The 7,136-nt window shown below is 30.7% G+C and carries 6 protein-coding genes and 1 tRNA gene; 5 read left to right on the plus strand and 2 right to left on the minus strand.

Features of this window, described 5'->3' with window-relative positions; translation table 11 throughout:
• Positions 1-552: 552 nt before the first annotated feature.
• The 5 genes from Q0138_RS05230 to Q0138_RS05250 all read left to right on the plus strand — a co-directional run bounded on the left by Q0138_RS05230 (position 553) and on the right by Q0138_RS05250 (position 5,604).
• Positions 553-951 (plus strand): 30S ribosomal protein S15, encoded by a 399-nt coding sequence (locus Q0138_RS05230; RefSeq protein ID WP_297981771.1) that lies wholly within the window; start codon positions 553-555, stop codon positions 949-951.
• Positions 952-973: 22 nt separating this feature from the next.
• Entirely contained in the window at positions 974-2,305 is a 1,332-nt protein-coding gene (locus tag Q0138_RS05235; protein ID WP_297981781.1) for a DHH family phosphoesterase, read from the plus strand.
• A 393-nt stretch (positions 2,306-2,698) separates the two neighbouring features.
• Complete coding sequence (locus tag Q0138_RS05240) at positions 2,699-3,658, plus strand: cysteine synthase family protein (RefSeq protein WP_297981772.1); 960 nt, start codon at positions 2,699-2,701, stop codon at positions 3,656-3,658.
• A gap of 190 nt (positions 3,659-3,848) precedes the next feature.
• Positions 3,849-3,931: transfer RNA gene (locus Q0138_RS05245), tRNA-Leu, on the plus strand.
• Positions 3,932-4,419: 488 nt separating this feature from the next.
• Positions 4,420-5,604, plus strand: a complete 1,185-nt coding sequence (locus Q0138_RS05250; protein WP_297981774.1) for an ATP-binding protein — start codon at positions 4,420-4,422, stop codon at positions 5,602-5,604.
• A 326-nt stretch (positions 5,605-5,930) separates the two neighbouring features.
• Here the strand turns inward: Q0138_RS05250 and Q0138_RS05255 are convergent, their stop codons facing one another.
• Positions 5,931-6,299 carry a HEPN domain-containing protein gene (locus Q0138_RS05255; RefSeq protein WP_297981777.1) on the minus strand — a complete coding sequence of 123 codons (369 nt, stop codon included), beginning with the start codon at positions 6,297-6,299 and terminating at the stop codon, positions 5,931-5,933.
• Complete coding sequence (locus Q0138_RS05260; RefSeq protein WP_297981779.1) at positions 6,292-6,597, minus strand: nucleotidyltransferase domain-containing protein; 306 nt, start codon at positions 6,595-6,597, stop codon at positions 6,292-6,294. Before Q0138_RS05260 ends, Q0138_RS05255 begins: the two co-directional genes overlap by 8 nt.
• Between the last annotated feature and the right edge of the window lie 539 nt (positions 6,598-7,136).

Consider the following 7,136-nt stretch of genomic DNA (forward strand, 5'->3'; position numbering starts at 1 on the left):
CGATAAAATTCAGATTAAAGTGTAACTGGCGCAGTACAACGGCTTCCGTTACACATTCTATTATGAAATCTGCAATGCAGAAACAGACGAAATCTGCTGTACGGGGACGACTTCCCTGTGTTTCATGACACCGGAAAACAAGCCAGTCCGGATGCAGAAAAAATATCCGCAGCTGCATGAAATCATGCTCCATACGCTGGAAGAAGATACAAACCTGAAAAATTTTTCATAAAATTGCACAAAAGCCTGATAACAACTAGTATAACCCGGCAAAAAAATCACTTTTCCGACATGGAAAAATCTCCTGTCTGTACAAAGTGTATCGATTAAGCACATAATCTTTGTCGAAAACGTCAATTGCAACAAAAGGCAAAATAAGGTATACTATTATTAAGAGATTTGATTGCTTGAATAATGCAGTCTTATTTTCAGCTTTCTCAAAAATGATTATTTGAAATATTAAAAGTGATTATTTTTTAATTTAAACTAATTTTAATTATTTTACAAAGACCTTACTATAAATAGTCAAAAAACTTATTGGAGAGGATATTTATGGCAAGACCTGACTGGATCATGTATTCGAATGAAGAAATTGAAGAATTTATTATTAAATTCAAAAGAGAAGGTAAAACTGCAAGTCAAATTGGTGTAATCTTAAGAGATCAATACGGTATTCCTAGCGTTAAGGAAGTAACCGGTGAAAAAATCACACAAATCTTAAAGAGAAATGACCAAGCTGACGAATACCCTGAAGATTTAATGAACTTAATCAGAAGGGCAGTAAACATCAGGGACCATTTGGAAGAAAACCCTAAGGACCTTCATGGTAAGAGAGGATTAACTATTATTGAATCCAGAATTCGTAGATTAGGTAAATACTACTCACAAAATGGTCAATTACCTGAAGGATGGAGATATGATCCAACAAAAGCAGCACTTCTCGTCAAATAAGCTTGCTGATGAACAGCATGCTTTGCTTGAAAGAGCGAGTGAAGCTTGTGATGTGCTTAAGAAGCATATCGAAAATGATGACATTATTAGATTAATTTCTCATAATGATGCTGACGGTTTATCCGCAGCAGGCATTATAGCTAATGCAATTAGGGAAGAAGGTGGACAATTCCATACAACCATTGTTCCGCGTCTTAAAGGGGATGTGATTCGTGACGTTTCCCGTGAAAAGTATGAATTATATGTCTTTTCAGATATGGGAAGCGCTTGCATTAAGCAATTGAACCGTCTTAAAGGTGATGTGATTGTTGCAGATCATCACCAGCCTAGCGAAGTCAAGCCAAAGGACAATCTGGTTCATGTTAACCCTCACCTTTTTGGTATTGACGGCAGTCGTCATATCAGCGGTGCAGGCTCTAGCTATTTGGTGGTTAGGGACATGGGCAAAAAGCATTTGGCTTATATGGCTCTTATTGGTGCTTTTGGTGACATGCAATGTCAAAATCGCTTTACTGGTGTAAATCAGTTAATACTAAAAGATGGTCAGGAATCAGGTAATCTGGAAGTTCATGAAGGTTTGAAAATTGTTTCAAAGGCACAGGAGCCATTGTTCAAATCCATTGCATATACCTTAAATCCGCCGCTGCCTGGATTGACAGGTAGTTTGGAAAACTCCCAAGAGCTCCTTGAAAAGATGGGTGTCTCTTATGGTATAAGCTTTATGGACTTGGAGGATGAGGAAAAGGATGTTGTTAAGGATGAGCTTGTAAAGGTAAATCCTGCAATATTTGGTGACGTTTATGCAGTTGCCAAGGAAAATCCTGTTCTGCGTGACTTGGAGGAATATTCAGCTATTCTTGACGCTTGTGGAAAGAATAAGGAGTATGGTTTGGCACTTAGCATTGTACTTGGAGAACGTGAAAATTCCTTGGATAAGGCACTTAAGCTTCAGAAGGAATATAGAAATGACCTTACAAAAGGATTTGATTGGATTTCCCGTGAAGGGGCAGTTCAATTGAATAGTATACAATATCTGTATAGTGAGGATAAGGTCTTGAAGGCACTTATGGGTACACTTGCAGGAGTTGGCATGTCTGCCAAGATTCTTAATGATGACAAGCCTGTCATTGGTTTAAGTAGACTTCATAAGGACATTAAGGTTTCCGGAAGGGCTACTAGGCCTATGGTCGAACGTGGAGTTAATTTAGGAAAAGCATTATCTGATGCTTCCTTAAACTTCGGAGGCCAAGGGGGAGGTCATGACATCGCAGCAGGTGCTATGATTCCATATGAGGCTAAGGATCAATTCTTACATTTGGTTGATGAAATTATTGAACATCAACTTTATGGCTAAGATTATTCTTAGCTTTTTATTTTTTTTAAACACAAAACTATTTTTAAATTTTAGACAATTTTTATTTATTTTTATTAATTTTTAACTTATTTTTAACTTATTTTTAGTTATTTTTATTTATTTTAAATATTTTTATTTTATTTTAACTTATTTTTAGCTATTTTTACTACTTTTTAATTATTTTTTGGCATTGATTTTTAGTAATGTTTTTTTAAATTTTTACAAAATTCATTTAAAAATTTCAAATTTTCCAATTTCATTTAAAAAAGTATTTTATAATCAAATTACATAAAGTAAATAGTATTAAGTTTTAATTTTTACTTTTAATTAATTTCTTTAAATTAATTTTTACTTTAATTGAATTTATTTTTATTATGATTTGGATGTAATCTTATGAATTTAGGAAACTTGGTTGGTAATACGCCAATGATAAAGATTAATTATGAATTTGAGGGAAAAAGAAGGAGCATTTACACTAAACTTGAATTTTATAATTATACCGGAAGCATTAAGGATAGAATAGCATTATACATTATTGAAAAGGAAAAGGAATGCGGTAAACTCAAAGAGGGTCAAGCTATTTTTGAAGTTACCAGTGGCAACACAGGTATTTCATTCAGTGCAATCGGAGCACTTTTTGGTCATGAAGTCCATATATTCATGCCTGATTGGGTTTCTCTTGAAAGAAGACAGCTTATTCAAATGTATGGTGCTGAAGTTCATCTTGTTTCCAAGGAAGATGGCGGATTTAAAAAGGCTCTTGAACTTGTTGAGGAAATTGCAGAGGAGATTGGTGCATATAGGCCTCTTCAATTTGACAATAAGTTAAATGTTGAGGCGCAATATGAAACCACTGGTCAGGAAATAATTGATGCGCTTCCTGATGTCAATGCCTTTGTTTCAGGAATTGGAACTGGCGGAACATTGATGGGAGTGGGCAAAAGACTAAAGGATCATAATCCAGATTCCAAGGTATTTGCATTGGAACCATCTACATTATCCATTCTTAAAATGGGAATGGAAGAGGGAAGTCATATGATTGAAGGAATCGGAGACGATTTCATTCCTGGAATTGTGGACGAGGATTTGATTGATGAGATTGTATTGATTGATGACTTGGATGCAATAAATATGTCCAAAAGATTTGCAAAGGAATTAGGATTGGGAATTGGAATATCAAGTGGAGCTAACTTCCTCGCTGGAGCTTTAATGAATAATGATGATTTAAAGATTGCTACAGTTTTCCCTGATGACAATAAGAAGTATATTACAACCAAATTGTCAGAGGAAATTTATGAAAATCCTGATTTGGTTTCAAATAGGATAAAACTCATTGATTTTGAAGTAATTTAAACTTGGGAATTTTTTATTATTTTTCCCTTTTTACATTTCAAATCATTTAATAAATTTTATTTTCCATTTTAATTGATTTCAAATCATTATTGTGGAGTTTTATTTTCCATTTTAATTTATTTCAAATCATTTAATAAATTTTATTGTCCTTTTTAGCTATTTATAATTCTTTAATTTTTATTGCTATTTTGGTAGTGTGATGGAGTGGTCAAACATGCAGGATTCAGGGTTCTGTGCCGTAGGGCTTCGCCGGTTCGAATCCGGCCACTACCATTTTTTTAAAACAAAGTTTTTTTTCTCTATTTTTTTCTATTTTTTTTAAACAAAGTTTTTTTCTCTATTTTTTCTATTTTTTTAAAACGCTAATGATTTTTCATTAAAACCTGTAATTTATATTACTACTGATTGAATATAAAAAATGAATCATAAAGGTATAAATGTTGTTGATGATTAACATGATCTTTTAATTGATAATTAATTCTTATAAATTCCTTAATAGAGTTATTTTATGATTTGAAGCATTTTAATGAAAAATTAAAAAAATTGTTGGTTGATGATTAAGGTTGAAATCATATTAACCGATAATTAACAGACTTATTGATTTGACTGAAAAATGGAAAATATAGTCTGGCATACAAACCTAAGTTCATGAGAAATTAACAAAATTTAGTATTATACAACTAAAATATTAAAAAATTAAAAAAGTTAGTCTTATATACCTAAAAATACATAATAATATTATGGTTCAAAGAGATTTATATATGGCGCAAATAATCCCGTTAATTGATAATGAGTTAATCAAAGTGATTACAGGTATTAGAAGATGTGGAAAATCATACATGTTAGGATTAATCAAAGAAGAACTCATTAAAAGAGGAATAAAAGAACATAACATCATACTTATTAATTTCGACAGTAAAAAATATAAAAACATCAAAAACAATAATGAACTAGATAAAATTGTTGAAAAAACAATCAAAAACAAAAAAGGAAAAGTATATCTATTCTTTGATGAAATACAAAATGTAAAAAAATGGGAACGATCAATTGCAGGATATAAGATAGATTATGACTGTGACATCTATATCACAGGTTCAAACTCCAATTTACTATCTGGAGAATTGGCAACCCACTTGACAGGAAGATACTTCGAAATAAAAATGTATCCATTTTCCTATCAGGAATTTCTCAATTTTCACCAAAAATCCAGCAGCATAGACATGTTTAACGAATATCTCCAATATGGTGGAATGCCACAAACATTTCTGCTTGATGAAACACAAAAGATAGACTATCTCGATGATTTATTCAACTCAATTTTCTATAAAGATATTGTCAGAAGGTACCAAATACGAGACATCGACATTCTAGAAAGACTAACAACATTCATTTTTGACAACATAGGAAACATATTCTCAGCCTCAAGCATTACAGAATACTACAAAGAAGAAATGAACCTTAAAATTTCAAACAAAACCATAACAAACTATCTAAAATACTTGGAAAATGCATGCTTCATAAAAAAAGTAAAAAGAGAAGATTTAGAAGGCAAAGGCATTTTAAAATTCAATGAAAAATATTATGTAACCGACCATGGCTTTTGTGAAGCAAAAGCAAAAGGAAACAAAGACAACATAGGGCGTGTAATAGAAAACATGGTATATTTTGAATTTCTAAGAAGAGGATGGAAAATAACAATCGGAAAAACAAAAGATTTTGAAGTTGACTTTGTTTGCAGAAAACACAAACAGACAATCTACGTACAAGTAAGTTATTTACTCGAAAGTGAAGAAACAATCGAAAGGGAGTTTAGACCATTTTCAAAAATTAAAGACCATTACCCTAAATATATCATAACCATGGATCCATTTGATAGATCACGAGATGGAGTAAAACATATTAATTTACTGGAGTTCCTAACAAATAAAGAAAAAATAATCAATTAAGATGCTTTTTAACGATTTGAAGAACAATAGACATATAAACTGTAATTTATAATCATATTGATTTGTTGTGAAAAATGAATCATAAACTTATTAATGTGGTTGATGATTAGCATGTTTTTTTTACTTGATGATTAATTTTTTTAAATTTCTTAAATTGCTTATTTTATGATTTAAAGCATTTTAATGAAAAATAAAAAAATGATCTTGGTTGATGATTATGGTTGATGATTATAGCTGAACTTATTATTACTGGATATTTATTTACTGTATTATTCATTTTACAAAAATAACAGAATGATTATCATTTAATTAAAAAAAGAGTTTTCTTATAATAACCTTTCAGCTTCACAGATGAATTTTTCAGCTTGTTTGATTCTACCTTGTGCAATTTCTTTTGAAATTGTATCAATAGCATCATAATCAGCATTATCTCTTAGAGATTGTGTGCCTGAAAGATATTTAGCAATACTGCTATCAAAATCTCCCTTTTTAACATATTCTCTGCCAAAAATACTTATTAGATTTCTATGGGAACTCACTTCATAACCATCTCTAACAAGTAATGCTTTTGCTGATAGAAACATTGCATAGTATGATCTTCCAACAGAGTCACCATATTGTCCTATTTCATATAATGCTTTGCTGGAGCTTAATTTGCTTTTGGCTTTAATGATGAATGCTTCACTTTCATCCAATTATAATGCCCTCCTCTAAAACATTAGTTAAAAAATTGAAATCTTTAGTTTCATTAAATTGTTTTTCAGTCAGTACATATGGAGATATAAGCTCTTCTGTATCTAGAACAACTTTGAATACCTCATCAGTTATTAATGAATCAATTTGCTCCCAATCATTAGATATAATTAAAATATCAATATCTGATTCTTCTGTATCATCACCACGAGCAACAGACCCAAATAAAATTATTCTAATGATTTTATCTGATTTAATAGCATTAGCAAACTCACGAGCAATTTCCATCCTATTATTCATTAACAATCACCAACGATTATTCTTATAATATCATATTTCAATTTCTTTAATAATAAATTTTTGTGAAATGTGACTTTATGAAAACACACCCCTCCGGTTTGAAAAAAATATTTTTGGAAATATTAGACACATAAACTGTAATTTCTATTACTATCGATATGACTCTAAAAAGCAGATTATATTTATTTAAGTAGAAAATAGTATTTTTAGCATATAAATTATCTAATTATTCCTTTAAATTATTAAACAAGCTAAATGTTAATGTAAATACTGCACCACTCACTGACAAAGACATTGTGTAAAAAAATAGGAGAATTATATATTACACATAATCCCCACATAAAAAATCAAAAATAGGAGAATTATATATTACACATAATCCCCAGATAGAAAATCAAAAATAGGAGAATTATATATTACACATAATCCCCAGATAGAAAATCAAAAATAGGAGAATTATATATTACACATAATCCCCAGATAGAAAATCAAAAATAGGAGAATTATATATTACACATAATCCCCAGATAGAAAATCAA

The organism is uncultured Methanobrevibacter sp. (assembly GCF_937906425.1).
Taxonomy (GTDB): Archaea; Methanobacteriota; Methanobacteria; order Methanobacteriales; family Methanobacteriaceae; genus Methanobrevibacter.